Origin of the sequence: Microbacterium sp. 5K110, assembly GCF_005774735.1 — a bacterium.
GTDB lineage: Bacteria > Actinomycetota > Actinomycetes > Actinomycetales > Microbacteriaceae > Microbacterium.
In genome coordinates, this window is sequence record NZ_VBUM01000159.1 from 1 (window position 1) to 2,053 (window position 2,053).

Annotated in this window: 1 protein-coding gene; it reads right to left on the reverse strand. The window is 64.4% G+C overall.

The features are described from left to right. Positions 1 to 355: 355 nt before the first annotated feature. The gene (locus FE256_RS17830) at positions 356 to 1,186 is read right to left on the reverse strand and encodes an NYN domain-containing protein (protein WP_171024414.1); all 831 of its coding nucleotides are present in this window, start codon (positions 1,184 to 1,186) and stop codon (positions 356 to 358) included. Positions 1,187 to 2,053 lie beyond the last annotated feature (867 nt).

Here is a 2,053-nt window from a genome sequence, read left to right on the forward strand (position 1 = left end):
CCGAGCTCACCGCGACCACCCCCACCATCGACGAGGCGGTGATACTCCCCGAGATCACCGCCGCCTAAACTAACGACAGCTGATCATCGCAACGAAGCGAAAGACCACCACTCAAACGGACGCGGCCGAGGCCGGGAGGACGCGGAGGGTCTACTTCTGGGACTTGCGCATGCTGAAGGTGCCGTTTCCGTGGTTCACCTTCGTGTAGCCGCCGAACGCGTGTTCCGCGCCGGTTCGCTGGTGCAGGCGGGCAGGGGCGACCCCGCTATGGGGGGCCGACGGCGTCGCCGGCTTTCCTGAGATCTTGCGATGTGTCATGTGATCACCTCCCTTCGAGCTGGGTTCTTCTGAGTGGTCATGCGGCGATCGCGCTGAGAGGTTGGCCGTCGCCTCGCGCGGGATGCCCAGGCAGCGCCACGATCTCGGCACTGGCGTTGCGGGGCGTGAGCCGGACAAGGGTCTTCGTGTCGGCGATGGCGGAGAGTTCGCGGGAGAGCATCGTCCGCTGCTCCGGGTGCTCAGTGGTGATGACATGGACCGCGAGCCCTGCTGCTTTCGCAGCTCGGGCCAGCCCTGCGAACGCGTGATCTCCGGAGAAGATGACGAGTTCGTCGTATCGACGGGAGACCCGGTTCAGGTCGATGGCCGCAAGAAGTGCTTCGTCGGCACCATCCGGTGCGTCTGCGCCGAGGACCCACTTGACATTGTGGGCTCCGATGACGTCGCGGTACTTGCGCGCGACGTCACGGGCTGCCCCTACGACGACGTGGTCGTGAGGCGCGACACCAGGGGCTTGCTCGGTAAGGACTTTCCACAACTCCGCGAGTTCCTGACGCGTCGCCTTGGCGCCATGGGTCGCATTCTCGACGTCGATAAGGAAGTAGCGGCGCTTGCGGGAGCTGAGGCTGTCGGTGAACGCTGCGACGGGCGTCGCAGGGGTTACGTTCGCCACGCCGTGTTCGCGAAGGTTGACGGTCTCCAGATGAAATCCACGGCAGTCAGGGCACGCAAAGGTGTGGACCTCGTTTCGGGAGTGGATCATCCGGGCTCGCGCACCGTCACGGGCCTGATGGCGGTCACGGTAACGGGCGAGTCCCGTGGTCTTGCAGAGTGAGAGCTTGTGCCGGCGGAGCGAAGCACCCTTGAGGGCGCTACGACGGCCGAGCTCCGAGTTGATGCGGGTCATGGACATTTCAGCTCCTTGTGGTCGGCATCCGTGGTGGATGCAGATGAAGGATCGCCCGACGGCCTTCCCACCGCTTGCGAAGGCCTCCCCGTCGTGGGAACACCCCATGGGAACTCCCGGGATTCCGCGGAAAACGCCGTCCACGAAGCCGTCAACCCGAGGAACCCGCGATGCGCAGGAGTGCGACTCCCGAGGGAGATTGCGCCCCGTCTAAGTGAGTCGCGAGCCGCACTCCGTGGTGTCAGCGCCACCAGCTAATGTCCTAAGTGGTCATGCGCGCCGATGCTGGCGACGGTTGCGTGGCAATCATCCGGTTCACCCACGTGTTCGGATGACTGGGGAGGAAGTTGATGGCTATAGTCACGCCGTACTCACGCGAACGACGCGATGATCTGGACGCTGATATTGAGACGTTCATCCGGGGGCAGTTCGACCTGGGCCGCGGCCGACTTTGTAACGCTCTATTCGGGCCGGGAGCCTCGCAGTTTCCGGTGGATCGTGGTTGGGTACGCACCTGGGGGGCCTTGGGTGAGTTGTTGCTCCCACTGGCTCGCGCGGTACGCGACCCCAGGAGCTACGAGTCTGAGAGGCGAGCGACGGTCAGCGACGCCTTCCTTGAGCACGCCGGTGGAGATCGTCTCTGCAGCACATGGGTGGACGAGTACATCACGGATGCGCCGACCCAGCGGGAGGTTGGTCGCAGGCTCCTGGAGAGCGTTGCTCGCGCCGCGAGCGCTGCCCCCTGTGCGTCAGGATGGGGTGAGACACCAGCACTGCTGACCTTCGCACTGCACGGGGCGAGAACGGACCAATACTGAGATGACGATGACGGTTGCTGACGTCGGCACCGATGATGGGGCTATGGCT